At 39.2% G+C, this 23544-nt stretch carries 18 protein-coding genes; 6 read left to right on the forward strand and 12 right to left on the reverse strand.

Annotated features, from left to right (window positions below; all coding sequences use genetic code 11):
* Positions 1 to 6: 6 nt before the first annotated feature.
* From BUA72_RS17350 to BUA72_RS17380, 7 genes are all read right to left on the reverse strand, one after another.
* Positions 7 to 996 (reverse strand): endonuclease/exonuclease/phosphatase family protein, encoded by a 990-nt coding sequence (locus BUA72_RS17350; RefSeq protein WP_072924254.1) that lies wholly within the window; start codon positions 994 to 996, stop codon positions 7 to 9.
* A 9-nt stretch (positions 997 to 1005) separates the two neighbouring features.
* Positions 1006 to 1734: a rhomboid family intramembrane serine protease gene (locus tag BUA72_RS17355; RefSeq protein ID WP_072924255.1), complete on the reverse strand. Its 729-nt coding sequence runs from the start codon at positions 1732 to 1734 to the stop codon at positions 1006 to 1008.
* A gap of 3 nt (positions 1735 to 1737) precedes the next feature.
* On the reverse strand, positions 1738 to 3534 hold the full coding sequence (gene mutL / locus BUA72_RS17360) for a DNA mismatch repair endonuclease MutL (protein ID WP_047455943.1): 1797 nt from the start codon (positions 3532 to 3534) through the stop codon (positions 1738 to 1740).
* A gap of 459 nt (positions 3535 to 3993) precedes the next feature.
* On the reverse strand, positions 3994 to 4821 hold the full coding sequence (locus tag BUA72_RS17365; RefSeq protein WP_034724574.1) for a YoaK family protein: 828 nt from the start codon (positions 4819 to 4821) through the stop codon (positions 3994 to 3996).
* Positions 4822 to 4854: 33 nt separating this feature from the next.
* On the reverse strand, positions 4855 to 5349 hold the full coding sequence (locus BUA72_RS17370; protein WP_047455962.1) for a hypothetical protein: 495 nt from the start codon (positions 5347 to 5349) through the stop codon (positions 4855 to 4857).
* A 378-nt stretch (positions 5350 to 5727) separates the two neighbouring features.
* A complete protein-coding gene (locus BUA72_RS17375) occupies positions 5728 to 7128 on the reverse strand; it encodes a sensor histidine kinase (RefSeq protein WP_072924257.1) in 1401 nt (466 codons plus the stop codon).
* Between the two features lie 3 nt (positions 7129 to 7131).
* Entirely contained in the window at positions 7132 to 7839 is a 708-nt protein-coding gene (locus BUA72_RS17380; RefSeq protein ID WP_072924259.1) for a response regulator transcription factor, read from the reverse strand.
* 193 nt (positions 7840 to 8032) lie between these two features.
* Here BUA72_RS17380 and BUA72_RS17385 point away from each other — a divergent pair, with 193 nt between their 5' ends.
* From BUA72_RS17385 to BUA72_RS17415, 6 genes are all read left to right on the forward strand, one after another.
* Complete coding sequence (locus tag BUA72_RS17385) at positions 8033 to 8602, forward strand: helix-turn-helix domain-containing protein (RefSeq protein ID WP_034724567.1); 570 nt, start codon at positions 8033 to 8035, stop codon at positions 8600 to 8602.
* Positions 8603 to 9029: 427 nt separating this feature from the next.
* Positions 9030 to 11855 (forward strand): TonB-dependent receptor, encoded by a 2826-nt coding sequence (locus BUA72_RS17390; RefSeq protein ID WP_072924260.1) that lies wholly within the window; start codon positions 9030 to 9032, stop codon positions 11853 to 11855.
* A gap of 10 nt (positions 11856 to 11865) precedes the next feature.
* Positions 11866 to 13173: a DUF5690 family protein gene (locus BUA72_RS17395; RefSeq protein WP_072924262.1), complete on the forward strand. Its 1308-nt coding sequence runs from the start codon at positions 11866 to 11868 to the stop codon at positions 13171 to 13173.
* 2 nt (positions 13174 to 13175) lie between these two features.
* Positions 13176 to 14330 (forward strand): TIGR03364 family FAD-dependent oxidoreductase, encoded by a 1155-nt coding sequence (locus tag BUA72_RS17400; RefSeq protein ID WP_072924263.1) that lies wholly within the window; start codon positions 13176 to 13178, stop codon positions 14328 to 14330.
* Positions 14331 to 14336: 6 nt separating this feature from the next.
* Positions 14337 to 15005: an HAD-IA family hydrolase gene (locus tag BUA72_RS17405; RefSeq protein WP_072924265.1), complete on the forward strand. Its 669-nt coding sequence runs from the start codon at positions 14337 to 14339 to the stop codon at positions 15003 to 15005.
* A 273-nt stretch (positions 15006 to 15278) separates the two neighbouring features.
* Positions 15279 to 17132, forward strand: a complete 1854-nt coding sequence (locus tag BUA72_RS17415; RefSeq protein WP_072924268.1) for a LamG-like jellyroll fold domain-containing protein — start codon at positions 15279 to 15281, stop codon at positions 17130 to 17132.
* Positions 17133 to 17356: 224 nt separating this feature from the next.
* On the opposite strand, the gene BUA72_RS17420 is transcribed toward BUA72_RS17415, so the two are convergent.
* The 5 genes from BUA72_RS17420 to BUA72_RS17445 all read right to left on the reverse strand — a co-directional run bounded on the left by BUA72_RS17420 (position 17357) and on the right by BUA72_RS17445 (position 23420).
* Positions 17357 to 17842 carry a GNAT family N-acetyltransferase gene (locus tag BUA72_RS17420; RefSeq protein ID WP_047455936.1) on the reverse strand — a complete coding sequence of 162 codons (486 nt, stop codon included), beginning with the start codon at positions 17840 to 17842 and terminating at the stop codon, positions 17357 to 17359.
* Between the two features lie 554 nt (positions 17843 to 18396).
* Complete coding sequence (locus BUA72_RS17425; RefSeq protein ID WP_072924269.1) at positions 18397 to 19815, reverse strand: aminotransferase-like domain-containing protein; 1419 nt, start codon at positions 19813 to 19815, stop codon at positions 18397 to 18399.
* 42 nt (positions 19816 to 19857) lie between these two features.
* A complete protein-coding gene (locus BUA72_RS17430) occupies positions 19858 to 20223 on the reverse strand; it encodes a hypothetical protein (protein ID WP_072924271.1) in 366 nt (121 codons plus the stop codon).
* A gap of 770 nt (positions 20224 to 20993) precedes the next feature.
* A complete protein-coding gene (locus BUA72_RS17440) occupies positions 20994 to 21473 on the reverse strand; it encodes a hypothetical protein (RefSeq protein ID WP_072924274.1) in 480 nt (159 codons plus the stop codon).
* A gap of 183 nt (positions 21474 to 21656) precedes the next feature.
* Positions 21657 to 23420: a tetratricopeptide repeat protein gene (locus BUA72_RS17445; RefSeq protein ID WP_072924275.1), complete on the reverse strand. Its 1764-nt coding sequence runs from the start codon at positions 23418 to 23420 to the stop codon at positions 21657 to 21659.
* Positions 23421 to 23544 lie beyond the last annotated feature (124 nt).

Consider the following 23544-nt stretch of genomic DNA (forward strand, 5'->3'; position numbering starts at 1 on the left):
TGATTATTAATGATTTAGTGAAAATTTTCCTATGACAGGATAATGGTCTGAAAGCTTTACAGTTCGGTCCACAGTATAGCTTACAGGCAGTATTGTTTTTGAGGTAAAAATATAATCAATTCTTATGGGAAATTTGTAATCATGGAAGCTGGTTGCGCTCCCTTTTCCGGCTTTCACAAAGGCATCTTCAAGGCCGTCAGACAAGTGATAATATTCGTAAGAATTGGGAACAGAATTAAAGTCTCCGGCAAGAATAACAGGATATGGTGATTGTTCAATGCTTTCTTTGATAATCCTTACCTGATCCTGGTGCTTTTTAAAAACAGGGATCAGTCTTTTAACGATATTCTTCATCTTCCTTTCATCCTCTTCTTTGAGACCATCCATTTTGATCATCCCCTTTTCAAATTTAAAAGGCTCCAGATACACATTGATAAACCGGTATATTTTTCCTTTAATTTCAATATCTGTCTGATCAGCATATACATTATTACTTTCATAGTCACCTTTGATCAGTTCTTTTGAACTCACAATTTTGTGTTTCGAAAAAGTAGCAAGCATTCCTTTCTGACCGCTTTCCTCCATTCCTTTGACTGAAATTTTGTCTCCTGATTCCTGCAGCATAATTACGTCGGCATCTGACCTGTTCAGATATTCCTTAACGGCATCAGCACCCAACAAACCGGCTTTAACATTAAAGGAAAGCACTTTCAGATCTGCTTTTTCTTTTTTGTCGGAAGTGAAATTGATCCATCTCTGTACCGGAACCATAAAGATCAATCCAGCCAGCATAAAGACAAAAGTTCTCTTTTTCCAGCTGAAAAGCCAGAAAATAGTGAATATTACATAAAGTATAACCAGCACAGGAAACCCTAAAGAAAGCAGATTGAACCACGGAAATATCTTAGGCGGAACATACGCGTTCATTAAAGTACCCAGCAGCAGGAATAAAATACCCAGATGCAGGATCAGTATGATAAGACGGAAAACTTTCACAGAATTTTTCTAATTGAATCTATACAGATGTTTTTTCCATATCCTTGCCAGAATCCAGCCAACCAGTGCGCCTCCCACGTGTGCCAGGTGAGCAATACCGCCTCCGTTTCCGGAAACACCAAGGTATATAGAGACTACAATAACGATAGGCATCAGATATTTAACCTTTATCGGGATCGGAATAAACATCATCATGATCTTGGAATCGGGATAAAGAGTAGCAAATGCTGCTACCACTCCGAAGATTGCTCCTGAAGCACCGACCATTGGTGTGGCCACAATCGCCTTAAAACTTTCCAGCAATTCTTTTTGCTTAAGCACTGATGCTACATCCCCACTAAATCCTACACTTGCCCCGGACAGATAAGCATTCACATTGAATCCAAGCTGTTGCAATTCACTCGTCAGCTGCTGAGCTTCAACAAAATTCCATAAGTTAAAAAGGAAAAATGCACCCAGTCCACTTAAGAAATAGAGGATTAAGTATTTCTTTTCCCCCAACGCCTGTTCCAGAATGGGTCCGAAACTATACAGTGTCAGCATATTAAACAAAATATGCATAATACTTCCATGCATAAACATATGCGTGATGATCTGCCATGAATGGAAAAACGGAGAAAAAGGATAGAAGCCGGCAAGATAACCGATGACCTGATTTCCGAGAAAATAAGTCCCAATAAATACGATCACATTGATAATGATAATATTCCTTGTGATGGGCGGTATATTGTTAAACATTTTTTAAAATTTGTTTTTAAAATCATTAAATGGAACTTCATAAAAACATCTTTTGCCATCCGGTAAAAATTCCGGGAAGCCTAAAGCTGTAAAATCTTTGATAACCTGTTCCGCATCTTTCTTATAAATAAAATCGAACCTTGATTTTGAATGCATTTTGTTCCACTGGTTGAGATAAAACTGCATAAATTCCTCCTCAGTCTTATATTCCAGGATCTCAAAAAGGTTCTCCAGGAACTTCATAGCCTGGGTTTCTTTCAGTCCTTCGGGAAGTGCATCTATTCTCAGCACGCTTTCATGTGCAATTTTCATGTCAAACCCGAGTTCCGGAAGAAATTTTTTGAAAGAATTGTATTTACTCTTCTCAATTTCGTTCATATGATACTCCAGAGAAAACAGCAAAGCATGGCTGTTGGGGTTCACATTGATATTGTTTTTCCTTGATGATTTATTGTTTTCGGAAACAACCAGTCTGTGCATTCTTCCAAGATCCAGCATCAGGGTAACATCCCCTTTGTTGAACAGCCAGTATCCGTTCGGCAACCTCATCAGGTCTTCATCGAAATCTTCGTCTTCAAATAAATTGATCTTCGAAGGTTCTGCTGTCATATTCTGATGGTACATTTCCGTAAGGTTCTGGATTTCTTCTGGACGTACATTTCTCTCTTCAATAAAGGGGTTGTAGTCTTTGTCTACAATAATTTCCGGCATCTTGATCACGCCGCCACCACTGTTTCCTTTGCTTGGAAAAGGCTTATTCATCATCGCGTCCATTTCCGGATCTTTATCAAAATCCAGGCTTGGAGAAACGTTATAAATTCCCAGCGATCTTTTGATGGTAGAACGAAGAAGGGCAAAAATAAGGTGTTCGTCTTCAAATTTCACCTCTGTCTTCTGTGGATGAATATTTACATCGATCTTTTCCGGGTCCATTTCCAGATACAGGAAAAATGTAGGAACATATCCAGGTAGAAGCAATCCTTCAAAAGCTTCCTGAACCGCCTTATTAAAATACGGACTTCTGAAATACCTTCCGTTAACGAAAAGAAACTGTTCCCCTCTCGATTTTTTAGCACCTTCAGGTTTGGCCACAAACCCGTGAAGTTTACACCAGATAATATCTTCTTTGATAGGAATCAGCTGTGGCTGCAGTTTACGTCCGAAAACATCTACAATACGCTGCATCTGACTTCCTTTTCTCAGTCTGAAAACGGCCTCATCATCATGAAAAAGGGAAAACTCCAGATTTTCATGAGCTAAAGCAACACGCTGGAATTCATCGATGACATGTCTGAATTCAACATTATTATTTTTAAGGAATTTTCTTCTGGCCGGAACGTTGTAAAACAGGTTTTTCACCAGAAAATTAGATCCGTCTGCAGTTTGTATCGGGTCCTGAAACTGGAACACCCCACCTTCAATGTAGATATTGGTTCCAATCTTCGCATCATTCTGCTTCGTTCTCAGTTCAACCTGGGAAACCGCAGCGATAGAAGCCAGTGCCTCACCTCTGAATCCTTTGGTAGAAATCTTAAAGATGTCTTCCGTTCCTTTGATTTTTGACGTAGCATGTCTTTCAAACGCCATCCGGGCATCGGTCTCAGACATTCCTTTGCCGTCGTCCACCACCTGGATCAGGTTTTTTCCCGCATCCCTGATAATCAATTCTATCTTGGACGCTTCCGCATCAATAGCATTCTCCAAAAGTTCTTTCACAATGGATGCAGGTCTCTGCACCACTTCTCCTGCCGCAATTTGGTTAGCTACATGATCCGGTAAAAGCTGAATAATATCTGACATAAAACGTTTAATCAACTTACAAAAATAGTCAATGGAAACGGGAATTAAAACAATAAAACCGTGAATTAAAATTTAATTATCAACATTTTAATCACAATTTGCTGTCCGGTTCCATTTTTATCCCTGATGGAGGAAAAAAATATTGAAAGGAGGATGTTCTTTTTTTTAACGCAAAGATTCATTTAGATAGCGCTTAATTTTGAGCAAAGCAAAGAGTTCAACTACGTCGATGATGAAGCTGCCGGATACCACCGCTTAATCGAATCAATGAAATTGATTCCCTTCTTTGCTCTCCTTAATACTGTACGGTATTAGAATCGAACTTTGCGTCAAATAAACAGGCTTTAAAAAAACGCACGTTAACCGAAGAAGAACACCCCTTCTCTACCATCGAAAAGGGGTGCTTCACAGCTAGTTTACACAAAAATAATACTGATATTTACTTTATTTCTTTAGGGCTCATTCGTCAAAAACAAGCGTTCTTTTTTCTTTTCTTTTTGGAATTCCGTGTATTTTATCATACAGAGAAGCCAACATATTCGGTTTTTTATAAATCCTGCTATAACGGTATCTGGTATTAAAGTGTCTGATATGAATTTTATAAGCATCATACCCGATCACAATCAAAAGACACAAACTGATCACATAAAATACCCTGAATTCAAGATAATAGTACGTCAATCCCGAGAATACTGCTCCTAAAACATAGGCCGCCATAATACTCGTCAGTAGTTTTGCTCTTGCCATCAACTCGCCGCTCTTTCTATATTTCTTTTTCGTAAACATGGAAAGCAAAATTCCAAGGTCGGTGGTAGTACCTGTAAGGTGGGTTGTTTTCACCGAGAAGTTGGAGATACTCGCGGTAAGCCCGTTCTGAAGCCCCGTTGCAAATAGCATCAGTGCTACCAGATATTCTGTTTCTTCCAGTGTTTTCTGATAATAAAACTGTCCGTATATCCCGACAAACAATAAACATATGATTTCCAGCACAATCGGCATAGAGTGTGCAAAATATTTACTCTTTTTATTGAAGTTGATCACGATGAAGTTTGACACAAAGCTTCCGAAGAAGAACAGGAAGATCCATGCTCCTACGACGGCCACCTGTGACCAGTTTCCTTTACTGATTTCTGCCGCCAATATGGCGTAGTGTCCTGTTACGTTGGACGTAAAAGAGAGGAAAATTAACAGAGAGGCAATATTTATAGTACCTGCAGTAAATGCAGTCAGCGTCCCCAATCTGATATTGTCTCCCAACGTTCGGCTGTTACTATAATTTCTTAACATTTTTTTATTCTTTTATGATGTTGATGTATTCTGTTAGGCTTCTACAAAGATCTCAGCCAGTCTTCCTCTTTCCGGAAGTCGCTCAGGCATTTCCACTTTGATTTCCTGAACCTTCAGATCTTTGCATTTTTTGATGTAAGGGGCAATATCAAATTTTCCTTTGCCCTTACTTTTAATGGATGGCGAATAGTAAGCTTCTTCTATATGCTCTGCTTTCACGTAATTGTTGAAAGTTCTCTGAAAGCTTCCTGTGAAAATATCGCAGATGATCTTATTAACCAGGTGAGGATATTTGTTTCTGATGATTCCGTAAGCATCACAGAACTCCTGAGATCGGATCTTATTGAAAATGGTATTTTTCGTATTGAAAAGAAGATCTCTGATAGAATCTCCGGCTTCATATCCTGAAACCAAAAGAATGTTATACTGATTCTGGTCTTCCGAAGCTTCTTTCTCTTTCAGTACTTTTTTTAATATATTCAGTGACTCAAGAGAGAAATCCGTGGCGATTAAAATTGTTTTGGTCATATCTTTTAGATTTAGGTTTGTTGTCATATTTTGATGATACAAAACTAAAGCGGCAAGATTAGAAGCCCTTTGGAATGGAATTAAAATGTGATTAAAGAGATTAAAATGAGATTAGAATATTGTTAATGGCCGTTAACATTAGGGAAAGGGAAAGACATCAGATGTCAGATTTCAGACATGAGACTTTAAGCGTAAGACTGAGATTAAGAAGGTGAATAGTGAATTTTGCTTCGTAAGTGAATGGTGAAGTTAGTTGTAAGAACCAAGAATCAAGATGCCAGACGTCAGATAGATATGAACTCAATAACCAGCAACAAGCAACAAGCAACACCCTCAAACCCTAAAACGCTCCGACTCTCAAACTCTCTAACCAGCACCTTAACTCTCCGGTCTTGTACTGTAGAAATTAGGAAAACGCATCTGTACTGTGGTTCCCTGGTTTTCGTGAGAACTTACGATCAGTTCACCCTGGTGCATCCGTACAATGTTTCTTGCCAGTGGAAGCCCGATTCCGTAGCCTTCGTAGTTTTTGGTATTGGAAGCTCTGAAAAATGGATCGTAAATTTTGTTCATCTCCACCTCCGGAATTCCGATCCCGAAATCTTTTACAATGATATAAACATCGGTATCTGAGGCGCCCAGTGAAACTTTCACCTGCTGGAAATTAGAATATTTACAGCCGTTGTTAATGATATTGGCTACCGCAAGATGCAGCAGTTGCTCATTACCCTGAACTTTTAGTTTTTTAGGATTATCCGGAAGCATACTGATATCCAGGTAGATATTATTTCTGGAATCGATCTTTCTGAGTGTTTCGATCACATCCCAAAGCAGCTGATCGATTCTTACCTTGTCCATTTTCTGGATCTTCCCGTCGAAACCTGTTTGAGCGATCATCAGTAAGGCTTTGATCTTTTTATCCAGCTTTTCAGCTTCGTCGAGAATGATTTCTAAGGTATCCTTATATTCATCTGCCGTCCTGTTGATCGAAAGAGCCACATCCGCTTCACCCATAATCGATGTCAGAGGTGTTCTCAGCTCATGAGATACGTTTCCGATCAGGTGATTCTGGGTTTCAAATGAAGTTTCGATACGGTTCAGCATTCCGTTGAACGTATCTACCAGCTCATTCAGTTCTTTATTGTCAGGCTGAGCTTCCAATCTAAGGTGAAGGTTCTCGGAACTGATCTCTTTTACCTTACCGGTAATTTTAAGAATCGGTCTGAATAAAGTTTTAGACAGATAAAAAGAAAAGATCATACTGAAGAACAGAGAAAGTACAATACAGGTGATCAGTGTTCTTTTTAAAAACCCAAGATAATAGATTACGTAATGGTTTTTGGCAGAAGCGATGGCGATATAATCTTTATCATCATATTTAAAGGTCTGCCCGATATAGTAGAATTCTTTATCATTATAATTGGACTCCCCTTTTCTGACAATACTTTTGAAAAAATAATCCGGAATATGAACTTCCTGTGAAATCTTTTTGAAATTGGAATCTGTGGGAACCGCGAAAACATAATCCCTTTCCATCGGAAGTTCCTCATCATTCAGACTGTTGAGGATATAGTTTTCGGGAAGATCAAGGTGGTCTTTGCTTTTCTCAATCTGAACAATCGTCGTTGTACGGATCTTAAGCAGTTCATAAAACCTCTGATGGGAAAAGTTGACAATCGAAAAATAAACCAACCCACTGAAAAGCAGAATGATGGCCGTAAATACCAGCATTAGAAGCACCATCGTTTTGGTCTGATTTGTAACAACTTTATTAAACATCCATTAAGATTTTTTCAGTACATATCCCATTCCTATCACGGTATGAATCAATTTATTATCATCGTGACTGTCCAGTTTTTTTCTTAAATAATTCACGTAAACATCTACCACATTGGTTCCCAGCTCATAATTAACGCCCCAAACCGCATCCAGAATCTCAGCTCTGGAAATTACTTTTTCAGGATTATTCAGGAAATACAGCAGAAGTTTATATTCTGTAGATGTCAGTGAAATCTCATCTCCGGCGCGCGTCACTTTCTTCGTATAATCATTAACGATCAGATCTGAAAACTGAAATACGTGCTCATTGTCCGGCTCCGGCTCAGCAATTTCCTGTGGACTTACTCCGTTGCTTCTTCTTAGCAGAGATTTTACCCTCGCCACGAGTTCAATAAATTTAAAAGGCTTGACCAGATAATCATCCCCTCCGCTTTCCAGTCCAAGAACAATATTCTCAGAAGTGCCCAGTGCGGTCAAAAACAAAATCGGAACATGCTGATTGGTTTTCCTGATCTCTTTGCAGACATCCAGACCATTCATTTCCGGCAGCATAATATCCAGAACCACCAGATCGAAATCGTTGGCCTGTACCAGCTGTACACCGGTACGACCGTCAAAAGCCACGGAAATTTCATAGCCGCTTTCCTGAAGTCCTTTCTTTATAAAAGAGACAACGCTGGTTTCGTCTTCGATGAGGATAATCTTTTTCATTGAAATAAGGAATTTCACAAAAATAGGGAAAAAGAGTGAATATGAGGAATCAGCTTCACTTGCGGGAGAAAAATTTCAATAACAATTTTCAGTGAATTGATCCGGGAGTTGACCAAAGCTATATAGAATAATATTAACTTTGCTCTTCAACTCTCTCATGAAGGAACATAATTTAGGTTAAATTGCAAACACTATGAATGATTTTTTAATAGGTATCGGTAAAAGATTGAAGGATATCAGAAAAAAGAATAATTTAACCATCAACGAACTGGCTTCCAAAGCCAATGTAAGCAACGGCCTTGTGTCCAGGATCGAAAACGGAAGAACCATTCCTTCACTTCCTGTCCTGTTGGATATGATCCAGTCTCTGGAGATCGATGCCAGCTATTTCTTTGAAGGCGTGGAAAAAAAATCCAGCGCCAAATTTATTTATCTTCCCAAAGACAGCCAGCAGGTTATCGAAAAAGAAGTGGAAGCGGAAGGATTCAAGTATATGCATATCTTCAGCAAAAGCCTGCATTCTTTAGGTTTTGAAGCCGTATTACTGACAATTGAACCCAATTCCAAAAGGGAAAAAGTGATCACTGATGCCTGGGAATTTAAATATATCCTGAAAGGTGAAGTAAAATATATCATTGATAATGAAGAAATTATCTTAAAAGAAGGCGATTCTCTTTATTTTAACGGAAAATTCCCGCACGTTCCGGTAAGCATCAGCGATGAAAGCTGTATTATGCTTGTTCTTTATTTTTATACTGCCTAAAATTCATTATTTTTAAACCTTATTAACCGTGTCAAGGTTTTGAACCTTGACACGGTTAGCACGTAGAAATGTTTCGTTTTTATGTTCACATTTTCGGTAAGCTGTCTTATTTATTCGGACAAAAAGTTTACAAATAGTAAACTTTCCGGTTTTCTGTTTACCTCTAAAATTAACGTTATGTTAACCCACGGGACTATCCCTGTCTAAAACTCTTATTGAGGAAACATTTCAACAATTAATACCAAACCTTCTATAATAAAGGGATTTAGAGATTAATTATCACTTCATCCTCTATTTTACAAAAGGTAAATACAGTAAAATATAAGTAACAAATTGGCCTGATTTGTTAAACAATACTTAATACAAAATATTTATATATATTAAAATTATTAGCTTGATTTGCAGTGAAAATTTAATATATGTAAAAATGAGGACCCAATTAGAGAAATTACTTACCCTTGCTTTTGTCTGTTTGATCTTTTTTGTGTCAGCGCAGAAGCAGTTAATTATAGGAACTGTTTTTGACGACAGCCAACCCCTTCCCGGCGCGTCGGTCAAAATAAAAGGTTTATCAAAAAATACCGCTACAGATATTGATGGAAAATTCACAGTGAATGATATCAAAGAAGGGCAGTATAATTTACAGATAAGCTACATCGGTTATGAAACAGCAGACCTTACTATAGATGTGAAACCCGGAGAAACCGTAGACTTAGGTGCTGTCAAATTATCCCAACAGAGAAAGAACATTGACGAAGTTGTGGTAACCGGAACTTTAAAAAATACAGAAGCTAGAGCTTTAAACCTTCAGAAAAACGCGGTGAATATTACCAATGTCATCGCATCAGACGGAATCGGAAAGCTTCCGGACAGAAATGCAGCCGAAACCGTTCAGCGTGTTCAGGGCGTTTCCATCGAGAGAGACCAGGGCGAAGGAAGATTTGTTTCCTTAAGAGGACTTCCGCCATTTTGGGCCTCAACAACCATTAATGGTAACAGATTGCCTACTGCAGAGGAAGAAACCACTTCCAGAGCAACCGCATTTGACTTCTTCCCTACCGAACTGATCTCCTATGTTCATGTGAACAAGTCGTTTACCCCTGATATGGAAGCTGACGGAATCGGAGGTGGAGTCAACTTTATCACGAAAACCCCACCCATGAAAACAGAGTTCAAAGCGACCATTGGAAGCGGCTACAATGCAAAAGCTGACAAAGGCGTTTACAATCTTGGGCTTCTTTACGGAGGCAGAACGAAAGATAAAAAATTCGGATACCTTTTCAATGTGGCGCACTTTATCAGAAACTGGTCAACAGATAATTTTGAGGCGAGAAGAAGTGGTGATGAAGGTGTTTTCAGAATGGAGCTCCGCGATTACAATGGGGTCAGAAAAACAACGGGTGTGAATGCAGCTTTTGAATATGTTCTTTCTCCAAAAAACACATTCTATGTAAAAGGAATGTACGGAACCCTTTCAGATGATGAGACGCACTACAAGCACAGAATCAGATTTGATAAATTCAGCTCTGCGAACAATACGGCAAGAGTGGAACTTCAGAACATTCACAACTTACTGATCACCGAACTTACTTCTATATCTTTAGGCGGAGTTCATACTTTAAATAAAGGAAAAATCGACTGGGATCTATCGTATTATGACAACCGTTTTAAGTACGGGAACATTCCTGACAAACAGAACAATTCCTATTATGTGATTAAATACACTCAATCCGGAGTAGGTATTAATCCTGATTATATTTCCAACCACGGAAGCGGACCGAGAGCTTACTGGAAAGCAGATGGCGGAAAATTAGATTATAAAAACCCTGATGCCTTATTTGGGTTTTACAGTGATCCGGGCTTTAAAATGGATGCCTCGCAGATGAAATTTACAGACCTTGAATTCTACAAAGTCTTTGTTGAGGAAAAAGATAAAATCGTCGCTGCGTTCAATCATGAGATCAATGCATCAGATAAGCTGACTTTAAAATACGGATTCAAATACAGAGACAAAGAAAGAAATGCCAGATTCTCCGATATTTTCTATAACTGGAACGGCGGAACAGCTCCTCTTCTGTCTGATTACGCTCCCTACATCACTACACAGGCGAACGGACCAAAATATTTAAGTGAAATGAATACCCATATCGGGAACACTTTCGGGCCGGTGCTTTCTACCACAGGTATGGATCAGTTCTGGATCCAGAACCAGGGAAATCTGAAGATCAACCCTACCGATTCTGAAGCTTTAGAATACAACAAAGCATTGGGAAGAAACTTCGATGTTTTTGAGAAACATGCTGATGCTTACGGAATGGGAACGTATAAACTGAGTGACAAGATCACGATTTTAGGAGGAATCAGATTATCCAATACCAATACAAGAGTAAAAGGATACAATGTCGTTGAGGATGTTCTGACACCGGTTGAGCACACCAAAAAATACCTGGCCGTTCTTCCGATGCTCCACATCAAATATGCTTTGAATGATAAGACCAACCTTCGCTTTGCAGCAACCAGAACCTTTTCAAGACCGAACTTCGGAGATATTACACCTGGCGGAACATACAGTGAAGCTGATAATGAATTCAAAGGTGGAAACCCAAACCTTAACCCAACGTATTCACTGAATTTTGACCTGATGGGAGAATATTATTTCTCCAATGTCGGGATCGTAAGCGGAGGTGTTTTCTATAAATCGATCACGGACCCAATTTTCCAGGATTCTTTCATCGGAAACTACAATGGAATGACGGGTGTACAGTTTACCGCACCGAATAACGGAAATGCAGCATGGCTAGGAGGTGTTGAACTTGGAATCAACAGAAGATTCGACTTTTTACCGGGGTTTCTTCAGTATTTCGGAACACAGCTGAATGCGACGTTCATGACTTCGGAGATGGAAAAACCAAGCGGAAGAAAAGTAGCGCTTCCTTATCAGGCCAAGCAGTTGTATAATGTTCAGGTTTTCTTTGAGAAAAAAGGATTCAATGCAAGACTGGCTTATAATTACAAAGGAAAATATGCCGTAGAATATGCGGAAGACGATATCAATGATTCTTATTACGGGAAATACAGCAGCTTAGATTTCGGAGGATCCTACCAGTTTACAAAACACCTGATGTTGTATGCCGATGTGAACAACATCCTGAACAAACCTTTGATCTATCATTTCGGAAAGAATGAAGACCGTCCTGAACAGGTAGAATATTACGGCGTACGATGTAACCTTGGAATAAAACTGAACTTCTAAACCATCATCAATGGCACAAAGTATCAATAAAAAAACATTAGTAACACTGAAGGCTGCCCTGGCTGCTTTCGGTGTTTACTTCTGCATGTACGGTTTCAGGAAACCTTTTACGGTAGCTTCTTTTGAAGGACTCGCCTATTTCGGGGTTGATTATAAAATCCTGATCATCATTGCTCAGGCGGTGGGGTATTTCATTTCTAAATTCATCGGGATCAAATTTATTTCAGAGCTGAAACCTGAAAAAAGGATCGTCTATTTGCTGGCGTTCATTGGAGTGGCCGAGCTTGCCTTACTGGGGTTTGCAGCTGTTCCCGCTCCTTACAATATCGTCTTCATGTTTATCAATGGGATTCCGTTGGGAATGATCTGGGGAATTGTATTCTCTTATATTGAAGGCCGGAAAACGACAGAAATAATCGGACTTTTCCTCTGCACAAGCTTTGTGGTTTCTTCAGGATTTACAAAATCGGTCGGGAAGTCTATCATGGATACTTTCCCTGTTTCAGAATTCTGGATGCCGTTCTGCACCGGATTAGTTTTCATCATTCCCCTGATTATTTTCGCTCTTCTTTTAGAGAGAATTCCAAAACCTACGGAAGAAGATGTTTTGCTTAAAAACAAAAGACAGCCTTTGGACCGTGCAGAAAGAAAGGCATTGATCCGCAGGTTTTTCATTCCGATTGTGTGCATTATTTTTCTGTATGTCTGTTTAACGGTTTTAAGGGATTTCAGGGATAATTTCAACCGCGAGATCTGGGATGGTCTGCATTTTAGCTTTGACAGCTCCATTTTCACCCTCACGGAAATTCCGATTGCGATCATGGTGCTTCTCATCTTAAGCTTTATGGTCAAGGTGAAAAACAATAAAAAAGCTTTTGCCTACTATCATTACATCCTTTTTGGAGGCATTCTTACCGTAGGATTATCAACGTATCTGTTTCAGAATGCTGCATTATCTCCTTTTCTGTGGATGGTGATCTCAGGTTTTGGTATGTATATCTGCTATATTCCTTTCAACGGAATTTATTTTGACCGGATGATCGCCGCTTTTGACATCAAAGGAAATGTAGGATTTCTGATTTATACCGTGGACTCTTTCGGTTACCTCGGAAGTGTCCTGATCCTGCTGTACAAGAACTTCGGTTCTGCGCAGACTTCGTGGCTTAATTTTTATATTCATCTGAATTATATCATTACAGCCGCCGTTCTAGTTCTTTCGGTTACTGCTTTTTTAGCTTTCAAAAAAAAGGCAAAACCGAATTCAAATTCTAATCAATTCATCAATTTCGATCCGTCGAAGTTTTATAAATTAAAATAACAATGACAGCAAAATTTGATTTAATCGTTGTGGGAGGAGGAATTCTGGGAACATTCCACGCCTATCATGCTCTAAAAAGAGGTCTTAAGGTCGCTATACTGGAAAGGAATTCCGTTCCTCAGGGCGCAACGGTGAGAAATTTCGGACAGGTAGTTCCCTCCGGAATGGATCTTACATGGCAGAACTACGGAAGAGAAAGTCTGGCCATCTATAACGAACTTCACGCTCAGGCAGATCTTACCATAAGAAAAAACGGTTCCGTTTATATCGCTTCAAATGATGAGGAAATTCAGCTGATTGAAGAGCTGCATGAAATCAACAGAAATAATGATTACGAATCCGTTCTGTTATCTAAAAACGACTGTATCAAGAAATTTGACGGTCTCCGTTCGGATTACTGCAAAGGAGGACTTTTTTTCCCGCAGGAACTTTCGGTAGACTCTGCTGATATGATCGTCAAGCTTCACAAACTGTTGCAGGAAAAACTGGGACTTCAGATCTTCTACAATACCACAGTTATTGAAACGGGTGAAAACGGGAAGAACTGCGTCGCCATAAGTGCAGACGGAACAGAATTTACAGCATCGAAAATCATGATCTGCGGAGGTCATGAGTTTAAAACATTATACCCTAAAGTATTCGATGAAAGTGATTTAGAAGTGAGTAAGCTACAGATGCTTCAGACAAAACCACAGGGCATTTATTCGCTTCCGGGAAATATTCTGACCGGGCTTTCCATCAGAAGATATGAATCGTTCAGTGAATGTGCGTCTTTTGAGAAAATCAAGGCATCAGAAGATCCCAAATCTTTTGAAAAAAAGTACGGGGTTCATATTTTATTCAAGCAGGCACTTGACGGATCTATTATTCTGGGCGACTCCCACGAATATGCAGATGCTAAAAATGCCGATGATCTTGGCTACGATCTGAATATGGAAATCGATGAATTCATGATTCACGAAGCCAAAAAAATTATAGACCTTCCTACCTATGAAATTCAGAGGAGATGGTTCGGGATCTATTCCCAGTGCAAGACAAAAGATATTTTTGAACACAATCCTTCCCCGAATATCTACATCGTAACTGGGATCGGAGGCAAAGGAATGACGGGAAGCGGAGGCTTTTCCAAATTTAATATAGATAAAATTTACGCATAAATTTCAATGAAGAATATAGAATTACTGGTTCTGGATATGGCCGGAACAACGATTGACGAAGACAATGTAGTGTACAAAACTTTAACGCAGTCTGTGAATAATCATGGCTATCACGTGACTTTAGAAAAGGTGCTTTCAAGCTGTGCCGGAATGGAAAAGCTGGAAGCCATCACCAGTTTGCTGAAGGAAATCGGGGGCAATGAAGAAGATGCTTTCGTTATTTTCCAAAACTTTTCGGAACAGTTAAAAGAAGCTTACCAAAAACTGGAAGTAAAGCCCATTAACGGCACCGAAAACTTTCTTTTAAAGATGAAAGCTCAGCATAAAAAAGTGGTTCTCAACACCGGTTATACTTCCGAGATTGCCCACCAGCTTTTAGATAAATTACAATGGAAGGAAAATATCCATTTCGATGCGTTGATCACCGCTGACGATGTTTCAGAAAGCCGACCGAGCCCCGATATGATCAATCTTGCGATGAAAAAATTCAATATCACTGAGCCGGAAAAGGTTTTAAAAGCAGGTGACTCTGTGATCGATATTGAAGAAGGGAAGAATGCAGGCTGCGGACTGACGATTGCCGTTCTTTCGGGAGCACAAAGCAGGACAGAGCTGGAAAAGGCACATCCTGATTATATTTTTAATACAATTTCTGAGGCTGAAGATATACTTTAACTCTTCTTTCAAATTATACTTACTTTTTTCAGCCTCAATTTTTTAGATTTAAACACTAATGGCACTAATATTTTTCACAAATAACACCACTTTATGATTCGTGGAAATTCGTGAAGGTATTTGTGCTGTTTGTGTTTAAAAAACCTTAAACATTTAGTTATCAATTTCTTAACTTTAAGTTTACACATGTTTACAAATAGTAAATTAATTTTACAATAGTTAAAAATAAAATTACTATTTGTAAACATTTCTTTTTCAAAACCCTTTATCCCCATGAAAACAAAACTATTCTCAATGGCCGTCCTTATGAGCTGTTTCTTTGAAGCTCAGACCAAGAAAGTTCTATTTATCGGTATCGACGGATGTCGTGCAGATGTGATGATGTCCAGCAACATTCCGAACATCCAAAACCTTGTCAATCAATCCATTTACTCCCTTGACGGTCTGTGCGCCGCCACGACATGGAGCGGAAACGGTTGGAGCACCATGCTTACCGGTGTATGGCACACGAAACACAATGTTCAGGACAACAATTTCACGAGCCCGAACTACGTGAACTACCCTGACTTTTTAACAAGAGCAGAAACTTTTAATCCCAACTTAAGAACGATGTCGCTGGTTAACTGGGCACCACTTAATGACAAGATTGTAAAGACCGCTGATGTAAAAAGCAATCTTGGATCTGACCTTGCTGTGAAAAATGCCGCAGTCAGTGCCATGCAAAATGACAATCCGGATATTCTTTTTGTAGATTTTGACGATGTGGATCACGCCGGACATTCTTACGGATTTGCAGGTACGGTTCCTCAGTATGTGTCTTCAATTCAGACTACGGATGCCTATATCGGAGAGATTGTGAGTGCGATGAAGAGCAGACCAACTTATAACAATGAAGACTGGCTGGTGGTTTTAACAACCGATCACGGGGCCATCCAAAGTTCTCACGGTGGCGGAAACCTTTCTGAGCGTAATATCTTTACTATCTATTCCAATCCGGGATTTACGCCTCAGCAGATCAGTAAAACCATTCTGGAATCCAATAAAACGTTTAATCAGCTTAGCTTTCCGGCAGGCACGTATGCAAAGCCTTCTAATCAGACTCCGCTTAATTTCGGGGCCAGTCAGGATTTTACCGTTGAGTTTTGGGTAAAACCGAATGCAGCCTATTCAAGCGATCCGGTGATGATAAGTAATAAAAACTGGGCGAACGGAAGAAATAAAGGCTTTGTGATCTCCGGAAGCTCGGGACAAAATTTCAAAATGAATATCGGTGACGGAACGAACAGAATTGACCTGACCGGTGGAAAAGTAGAAACCGGGAAATGGAAACATATTGCCGTAAGTTTCGACAGAGACGGTCTTGTAACATTGTACGAAGACGGTGTTTCGGTGACTTTTGCTAAAATGAATACGATTGGAAATATAGATTCCGGGCTGCCATTTACGATCAATCAGGACGGAACGAATGTCTACGGTGAAAATCTTGCTGCTTCTTATAAAGATATCAGAGTCTGGAAATCTGCTCTTCCGAATGATGTGATCGTTAACTGGGCGAACCAGGATATTACTTCTTCGCATCCTTATTATGCGCAGTTACTGGCAGACTGGAAATGCAACGGAACATCAGGAAACACACTGACCGATTCAAGCCCGAATGCCAACAATCTTGCCGTAACAGGATCTCCGGCGTATGCTGCAGGGACTACCAACGTATTTAAAATCTATGATTATACCTCAACAACGAGAGAAACTGATCATTTCCCTACGGTTCTGAACTGGATGTGTATTCCGGTACAGTCATCATGGGGAATCGATGGGGTGAACCGTATTCCGGTATGCTCCAACGGAGCTTTGGCCGTAAAGGATACCAAAACAAAAACGGATGATTTCAGACTTTATCCGAATCCTGCTTCAGAAAGCATCAGCATCCAGTATCAGTCTGATGATAAGGAAATTAAAGCAGAAATTATTGATGCTAAGGGAGCACTTATTTCAACGACCTCTCTAAAATCATCCAACGGATCTTATAACGAAAAAATAAGCATTCAGGGTCTTCCCGCAGGAATGTATTTTATGAAAATGAACGGAAGTAAAAAGTCACTGACGAAGACTTTCATTAAGAAATAAGAGAAGTTGGGAAGCTTGAAGCTCGAAGATGGAAGTTATCTTAGCCTAAAGCCAAAATTGCAGTGGGTTTTAATCACTTTTTATGGAAACTGTTGAGATGAATGCCTAACAGCAACTTCCATCCTCCCTCTTCTAGCTTCCTAACTCTACCAACGCATTAGATTTAATTTTTTTGATATTAGAACAAGGATTTTCATGTCCGGGTTCTAATATCTTTTTTTTGCTTAATCATTGAATGTCAATAGCATTTGGGTGTCACAACGGTCATAGGCTGAATCTGAAATGGGCATATGTTTGAAGCCCAGCTTTTCGTAGAGTTTTATCGCAGGAACCAGCACGGAATTCGTTTCCAGGAAAATACTTTCTGCTTTCAGTTCTCTTGCTTTATCCACTAAAGCCTGTCCTACCAGATAGCCTATTTTCTTCCCCTGTGCTTTAGGGCTTACTGCCATCTTTGACAGTTCAAATCTAAGCGGCTCATCAGACATTTTAACCAGTGCACAGGTTCCTACCGCTTCATGATCCAAAATTGCAAAGACAATATGCCCTCCTTTATCTATAATCTGTTCTTCGGGATTGTCCAGCAGTTTATAGTCGCCGGCTTCCATGGTAAAGAATGTTTTGATCCACTCTTCATTTAATGTTTTAAAAGCTTCTTTGTATTGGGGTTCGTAGTTGATAATGGTTACTTCATTATTCATTTCATTCATCGCTATAGGGTTTAATTGATCGTATTATTTATATTTTCAGATTTCTCAGATGACACAGATTTTAAAACTTTTGTGACTTTTGTGGTTGATATTTTTTTTAACCACTGATTTCACAGATTTGCACAGATCATAATGTATATTTTTAAATAAAAATCTTTGATTTTTTTCTAAACTTTAGTGCTCTTTTATCCTCAATGCATTAAACTTAAAACAACTAAAGTATTTAAAAGCTTTTGTGACTTTTGTGGTTAATAATTTTTCAACCACGGATTTCACAGATGATAACGTATATTTTTTTGAAACATTAAGATCAGTGAAGGAAGTAAGAAGAGTTAAGAGAAAATCTAAAGATTTTTTAAGCTGCAATCCTTAAAGCGAAGCTATCTTAATGATCTTAAAACCTTAATTCCACTTAATGGTTCAACAATAAAAATCTCTTATTTTTTTAAATCTTATGTGTTCTTTTTATCCTCAATGCATTGAACTTAAAAACAACTAAAGTGTTTAAAAACTTTTGTGACTTTTGTGGTTGATCATGATCGGATAACCGGAAATTAAATTCTTTTCTTCACCATTTTGGCTAATTTCTCCAGATCGCTCTCCACTCTATCTGTCCATTCCAGAGCGTAATTCAGACGCATACAGTTCTGGTACTGGTTGTACTGCGAAAACATCCTTCCCGGCGCAAAATTGATTTTCTGACTCATGGCTTCATCAAATAAATCTTCCGTACAGATCTTTTTATCCAGTTCCAGCCACAGCATAAAGCCTCCTTTAGGTTCTGATATTTTGGTGTTATCGGGAAAATATTCTGTCACCGACTTCTGGATCTGAAGATAATTCGCGTATAATTTTTTTCTGAATGTTCTCAAATGATGATCATACCTTCCGTGCTCGAGAAAATCTGCAATCACATCCGGATAGATGGACGGGCTGCAAACCGTCTGCACCAGCTTCTGCCGGATCACCTGTTCTTTAAATTTCCCAGGAGCTACCCATCCCACGCGATAACCCGGCGCAAGCGTCTTGGAAACCGATCCTATCCACATCACCAATCCGGCTTCATCATAGAATTTACAGGGTTTCGGTCTTTCTGCTCCAAAATACAGGTTCCCGTAAATATCGTCTTCAATCAGCGGAACATTATATTTCGTGATCAGCTTTACCAGCTCTTTTTTATTGTCATCAGGCATCTGAAAGCCTAACGGATTATTAAAATTAGTCACAAAACAGCATGCCGAAAGCGTAGGAATCACTTTTTTCAGCGCCTCCAGATCCACTCCGTAAATAGGATGGGTAGGAATTTCCACCACCTTCAGTCCCAACTGCTGAATCGCCTGAAGAACCCCGAAATACACCGGACTTTCCACAGCTACGGAATCTCCCGGCTTCGTTACCGCCATCAGGCAGGTGTACACCGCATTCATCGCTCCGGAGGTGATCACCAGGTCATCTTCCGAGATCTTCCCTTCCAGTACCAAAGCCCACTTGGCCGATTCTCTGCGCAGATATTCATTTCCCTGCACCGGTTCGTAATCTGTTCCGCTGTCAGTCTTTCTGTTAATGACATTGATCATCGATTTCTTCAGCTTGGCCAAAGGAAGAAAGCTTTTTCCCGGAATACCCAAAGCGAACTGGGTAACATCATCGGATCCATCAATGGTTCCGAACACTTTATCAATAAGAACCTCAGCGGTATTTTCTCTTTCCGCTACTTTCATAGGGGCCACAGACGGCAACGCCAGTTTTCGTTGGGAACTCTGGCTCACAAAATAGCCGTATTTAGGACGTGATTCTACCAGCGAACGGCTTTCCAGTTCCATATAAGCCTGTTTTACGGTATTCAGGCTGACATTATACAGTTTTTGAGCACTTCTGAGCGAGGGCAGTCTGTCGCCGAACTGCAGGGTATCACTTTTGATCTGCTCCGTGACAGATTTTGCTATTTTTAGGTAGAGAACGTCTTTGGACATGTAATCTGGGTTTTATAGTAAATGTACAAATTTCCTCCGGGGTTATCCAATGTTCAGCCAGCCTACCATTCTGCTGATGCTGCTTTTCAGCTGTTCGGGATTTCGGAAATTGGCAGTATTATTTTTTCTGAAATAACTTTCTGCGTGTTGGTTAAAATTTCTTTTCTCAGCATCGGAAAGACGGTCTTCATAGATCTTAAAAGCAATCTCTCCTTTTTCACTGATCACCAGACTGGCAAACGCCACCACTTCACTCTTCTTCTTAACCAAAAGAAAAGGAACACCGAAATTCTGATTCAGTTGTCTGAGGGTCTGGGTCTGTAGAAAAAGATTTTTCAGGGCCGGCATATCTGAAATATAAACTTCAGCATAAACAGGCTGATCGTGGGTTGGTTTTAAGGTTTCCATACTATTCTGCTTTACTTCAACAAAATTATGGCGTATTTAAGTTTAGACACAGATACAGAAGTTACTATTATTCTGGGTACAGATTATAAAAGAGGTAAGAAGGAAAAAGGAAGAGAAAATTTATTGGTGCTACGCTATCCTTGTCAAGGTTTAAAACCTTGACAAGGATTCACAAAAACTAAAGTGTTTAAAAACTTTTGTGCGTTTTATGGTTGTGTATTTTTTAAACCACAGATTGCGCAGATTTTCACAGATGATTGCGGATCGTTTTTGAAACATTAAGATCAGTGAAGGAGGTAAGAATAGTTAAGGGAAAATCTAAAGATTTTTTTAGTTGTAATCCTTAAAGCTAAGCGCACTTAATGATCTTAAAAACTTAATTCCACTTAATGGTTCAAGTTTTATCCATAAAAATCTCTGATTTTTTTTAAACTTAGGTGTACTTCTTATTCTCAATACTTTACACTTAAAAAAAACTAACGTGTTTAAAAACTTTTGTCTCTTTTGTGGTTGATTTTCTTGTCAAATTCCGGATCGCTTTTTCTGGTTTTATTTTCAGTCCCGGAAGATTCTTTTTTCTTTGAAGATGCTGTACAATGAGTCTTCCGGGTTTCTTTTTTGTTTTTCCATGACTTTCCGGATATGACGGCGCATTTAGTTTCAGTCTTCCGGGATGTACAATGAGTCTCCGGTGATGCTCCGGGTATAAAAAAAGACTCTTTTTATATCTCCGGAGATACAAAAAGAGTCAAAATGAGTTTTCTGATGGTTTATTTTGCGGGAGGAAGGCTGGTGTTTCCCTTTTTACTGAAACGCTGTTTCAGATCTTCGTAGACGGGTTTTGCAGCGGCTACCCCTTTCTCGGCGGCTTCTCTTGCCGTTCCGTAATAGAGCATCGATGCTACGAGGGATTCACTGCCGGCCAGCATCACGGTATCTTCTATATCAGAAGCCAGCTGGAAGGCCAGGTTTCCGAGCGGATTAAGGCCTGTAACCACGGCTTCATCTTTGAGGAATTCCGGTTTGTCCATATAGGCAGGGACAAATTCGGGATTGGTTTCAAGGTAGGCTTTTACTTTCTGTACGGTAGCTACCGTTTTATCGCCCATTTTAAAAAGAGATTTTCTCTGGTCGGCGGTCAGGGCCTGAAGATAGGGCGCTAACAGGGCTCTGGATTCCTGAAGCTTCTGGGAAACTTCTGTCAGTACGTTTTGAGGAATCTCTACGCTGATTTGATTGTTGGAACTCATAAAATAATCGTTTGAATTGGTTCCATAAAAATAAATTATCTGAAGCTCTAAAACCAGCTGAAGGGAAGGAATTTTACAAAATTCACTGAAATGGGGTATATCCTTAAAAAAAGCAGAATGAAATTAATTTATCCTAATTATTTATAGAATTTTTTCACTTTTTGTGGTTGGTCTTCTACCCTATCAAATGGTTTTCAGGAACGAGTTCAAATCCGTTTCTTTTCCTAAGTCCATTTTAGTCTTTATCTTGGTTTTGTAGACCCGGGCGCTTCCTTCGGTGATATTTTCGAGCAGGGAAATTTCTTTGGAAGACAGATCCAGTTTAAAATAGACGCAGTATTTCAGGTCCTGCTGGGTAAGCATGGGAAATCTCGCAGAAAGCTTATCGACAAACTGCCTGTTTTCTAAAGAGCTTTCATTGATCAGGTCATAATTTTTCTTGTCGATCTGAATCAGATTGTTGATCTTAAAAAAAAGATCACTGATGGTCTTTTCCGCATCTGCATTTTTGGATCTTTTTACTTTTTTGATATGCTCCAGAAATTCCTTCTCCGTTTCTATTTTCAGATTCAGATTCAGGTGGAGGCTGCTGATCTTATCTTCCTGAAGTTTAATGTTGTTCTCCAGAATGGTTTTGGTCTTTTGCAGAATTACTTTTTCTTTGACGGCCAGTTCTTTATCTTTTCTGTATTTGTTTCTGATGGTCACAAAAATAAAGAAGAATACAATCACCAGTAAGAGTATCAAAACAAACATGAACGTGTTTCTTAATTTCTGATCTTCCAGCGTATGCTCATACCTTTGGTTTATATTTTTAATGATATAATCATTAAGCGCATTGGAGACCCGGGAAAAGTTTTTTTCAGAGGCTTCATCCTGCTTTTCATGCAGGCTCATGAGTCTAAAAGACAGTTCCTTTACCTTCGTATCATTTCCCACATAGGCGTAATAGGACTGTATAATCTCATCCACCTCAATCTGATTGGCAATATCCTTTAATTTAGGCTCTATGGTATTGATAATATCTAAAACGCCCTGAATTTTATCGAGTTGGTTTCTGTCTTTATAAATATTGAACAGATACCGGAGACAGACAATGGTTTCATACTGCTGTTCAGGATGGTTCCTGTAAAATTCAAGCTGGGTCAGCAACGTTTGTTCAGCTTCCGCATATTCTTTAAGCTTATACTGATAATATCCTTTATCTACTTTTACCTTAGCAAGGAAATAGACCACCTCAAGTTTCGGTTTTGGAATGTTTTCCAGAATTTTAACGGCTGTCTCCAATTCCTGTACAGCCTTGTCCATCTGGTTCATTTTATCATAGCACATCGCAAAATTATTATGCATAGAAGCTATATACAGCTGATCCTTTTTCGCATCATGTATTTTCAATGCTTTACCAAAGTAAATGATGGCATTTTTATAGTCCTTTGCATTATAATACAGCCTTCCTTTAAAATGATAGAGATGGGGCAGAAAATACCTTCCCCCCGATTGTTCTTCTGCGGCTATGGCTTTATCCAGAAACTGCATCGCAAGCTTTGGAGAATTCTTTTCAAATTTAACGGCAAGATTAAAATTGCATGATGCCGTTACAAAACGGTATTGTCCGTTACTAAGCTTCAGCAGGTCATAAACAATGGGGAGCTGGTACAGTCCCAGAACGTCTGATGATTTGCCGGTATTTTTTAAATCTACAAATGATTCTGTATATCTGCTGCTGATCAGAAATTTTTTATCTCCGGTTTCATTATATTTTTTAAGCTCTTCTGCAACGCGGGCTCTGATCTCTCCGGGCTTATCCAATCTGGCACCTCCCCACTCCGCTAACTTTTGAAAATAATCATAATCATCTTCTCTGGAAGTGCTGCATGACAGCACAAAAGTCAGAAAAAACACTAAAGTCATCATGGGAACAAGGCCCCGAAGTATATTATTTTTCATGAGGGAGCATCAATATCAGGTTAATAAAAATTTTTCAAAATATTGTGAATTAAAAAATATAAGCTAAAAAAGCATAATACTCAACAATTACCAATTATCATACCACATCCTGACAAAGTATTCG

Source organism: Chryseobacterium sp. OV279, assembly GCF_900128945.1.
Classification (GTDB): domain Bacteria; phylum Bacteroidota; class Bacteroidia; order Flavobacteriales; family Weeksellaceae; genus Chryseobacterium.

What these genes read in the sequence shown, in the direction of transcription:
- BUA72_RS17395 (WP_072924262.1), top strand. Translation starts at nt 11,866, where the DNA reads ATGGCACAAAGTATCAATAAAAAAACATTAGTAACACTGAAGGCTGCC.
- mutL (WP_047455943.1), bottom strand. Translation starts at nt 3,534, where the DNA reads ATGTCAGATATTATTCAGCTTTTACCGGATCATGTAGCTAACCAAATT.
- BUA72_RS17420 (WP_047455936.1), bottom strand. Translation starts at nt 17,842, where the DNA reads ATGAATGAAATGAATAATGAAGTAACCATTATCAACTACGAACCCCAA.
- BUA72_RS17375 (WP_072924257.1), bottom strand. Translation starts at nt 7,128, where the DNA reads ATGTTTAATAAAGTTGTTACAAATCAGACCAAAACGATGGTGCTTCTA.
- BUA72_RS17365 (WP_034724574.1), bottom strand. Translation starts at nt 4,821, where the DNA reads ATGTTAAGAAATTATAGTAACAGCCGAACGTTGGGAGACAATATCAGA.
- BUA72_RS17385 (WP_034724567.1), top strand. Translation starts at nt 8,033, where the DNA reads ATGAATGATTTTTTAATAGGTATCGGTAAAAGATTGAAGGATATCAGA.
- BUA72_RS17445 (WP_072924275.1), bottom strand. Translation starts at nt 23,420, where the DNA reads ATGAAAAATAATATACTTCGGGGCCTTGTTCCCATGATGACTTTAGTG.
- BUA72_RS17425 (WP_072924269.1), bottom strand. Translation starts at nt 19,815, where the DNA reads ATGTCCAAAGACGTTCTCTACCTAAAAATAGCAAAATCTGTCACGGAG.
- BUA72_RS17440 (WP_072924274.1), bottom strand. Translation starts at nt 21,473, where the DNA reads ATGAGTTCCAACAATCAAATCAGCGTAGAGATTCCTCAAAACGTACTG.
- BUA72_RS17430 (WP_072924271.1), bottom strand. Translation starts at nt 20,223, where the DNA reads ATGGAAACCTTAAAACCAACCCACGATCAGCCTGTTTATGCTGAAGTT.
- BUA72_RS17405 (WP_072924265.1), top strand. Translation starts at nt 14,337, where the DNA reads ATGAAGAATATAGAATTACTGGTTCTGGATATGGCCGGAACAACGATT.
- BUA72_RS17370 (WP_047455962.1), bottom strand. Translation starts at nt 5,349, where the DNA reads ATGACCAAAACAATTTTAATCGCCACGGATTTCTCTCTTGAGTCACTG.
- BUA72_RS17415 (WP_072924268.1), top strand. Translation starts at nt 15,279, where the DNA reads ATGAAAACAAAACTATTCTCAATGGCCGTCCTTATGAGCTGTTTCTTT.
- BUA72_RS17355 (WP_072924255.1), bottom strand. Translation starts at nt 1,734, where the DNA reads ATGTTTAACAATATACCGCCCATCACAAGGAATATTATCATTATCAAT.
- BUA72_RS17400 (WP_072924263.1), top strand. Translation starts at nt 13,176, where the DNA reads ATGACAGCAAAATTTGATTTAATCGTTGTGGGAGGAGGAATTCTGGGA.
- BUA72_RS17390 (WP_072924260.1), top strand. Translation starts at nt 9,030, where the DNA reads ATGAGGACCCAATTAGAGAAATTACTTACCCTTGCTTTTGTCTGTTTG.
- BUA72_RS17380 (WP_072924259.1), bottom strand. Translation starts at nt 7,839, where the DNA reads ATGAAAAAGATTATCCTCATCGAAGACGAAACCAGCGTTGTCTCTTTT.